This window comes from Micromonospora sp. D75 (genome assembly GCF_018070405.1).
Classification (GTDB): Bacteria; Actinomycetota; Actinomycetes; order Mycobacteriales; family Micromonosporaceae; genus Micromonospora; species Micromonospora chalcea.
Window position 1 is genome coordinate 1 of sequence record NZ_JAGPXV010001005.1, and the last position, 1,227, is coordinate 1,227.

Consider the following 1,227-nt stretch of genomic DNA (forward strand, 5'->3'; position numbering starts at 1 on the left):
TCAGGTTGGGCAGCGTGCAGGAGAAGTAGAGGTCGCCGTCGCGGTCCTCGGCGACCGTCACGCCCTGGGAGCCCTCGACGATGTTCGCGGCGTCCTGCCCGGTCGCCAGGTAGAACCCGAGCAGCATGTTCGCGTAGTGCGCGTTGGCCGAGCGGACACCGCCGGCGAGCAATGTGCCGATCATGTTCTTGTGCACGTTCAACTGGGCGATCGCGGCCGCCGTCGTGTGCAGTCTGTCGTGGACGATCTCCCGTGGCACCACCAGTTCGGTGACCACGTTCTTGCCCCGGCCGAGAATGCCGTTTATCGCGGTGGCCTTCTTGTCGGTGCAGTAGTTGCCCGAGATCGAGCCGTACGAGATTCCCGGAATGGTGTCCAGGATGTGCTTCAGCAACGCGTCGGCGGCCAGCGTCGCCATGTTGTGCCCGGACGCGTCACCGGTGGTGAAACTGAACCGCAGGAACAGCAGATTCGCGGTGATCTCGTGGTGGAACCCGATCAGCTCGACGAACCTGCCGCAGGTGCGCACGATGTCGCGCAGCTCGTCGAACCGCGCGTCGACCTCCAGCGAGGCCAGGTAGGCGGTCTGCGCGTCCTTGGCGCGCACGAACACCGAGCGGGTCATGCGCTCGTCGACGAGCGTGGCGACGATGCCCGCCTCGACCAGCCGGGAGATCTTCGCGCCCCGGCCCACGGACGGCCACAGCGGCGACTCGTACGTAGCGAGCGGGACCTCCGTCTCGACCTGTGCCACGTTGCCCGAGATCCGCACGGGACCCACCCATTTCATGGGCACACCGGCGATGGCGTCGTTCATCGAATGTCTCCGATCATCTCGTGGGTGGCGCCGGAGCGGGTGGCGAGGCGGTGGGTGTCGATGCCCCGGGCCGCGCAGAACGCGCTCAGCCGTCCGTGGATCAGCAGGTCGCACCGGGTCAGGTCGGCCGGTGTGCGCGCGCCGAGGGCGGTCATCAGGGCTTCGATCTGGTCGAGCCAGGTGGAGATCAGCGACAGCAGCGCCGGCACGCCGCCGTCCAGGAGGGTCCGCAGGAACAGCCCGGACACCCCGGCGGCGCCGGCGCCGAGCGCCAGCCCACGGACCACGTCGAGCGGGTGACGGACCCCGCCGGAGGCCAGCACGGGCAGGTCGACGCCCTGGGCGTCGAGCAGGCAGGCGGGTGTCGACTGCCCCCACCCGTCGAGGAAGGAGTAGTCGGCGGCGTCGCG

The 1,227-nt window shown here is 69.0% G+C and carries 2 protein-coding genes; both read right to left on the minus strand.

Annotated features, from left to right (window positions below):
• The coding region (locus KBX39_RS31510) for a hydroxymethylglutaryl-CoA reductase (RefSeq protein WP_210874062.1) at nucleotides 1-817 on the minus strand (817 nt) is incomplete at its 3' end.
• A partial coding sequence (locus KBX39_RS31515; RefSeq protein ID WP_210874064.1) for an alpha-hydroxy-acid oxidizing protein occupies nucleotides 814-1,227 on the minus strand: 414 nt, incomplete at its 5' end. The genes KBX39_RS31510 and KBX39_RS31515, both read right to left, overlap by 4 nt.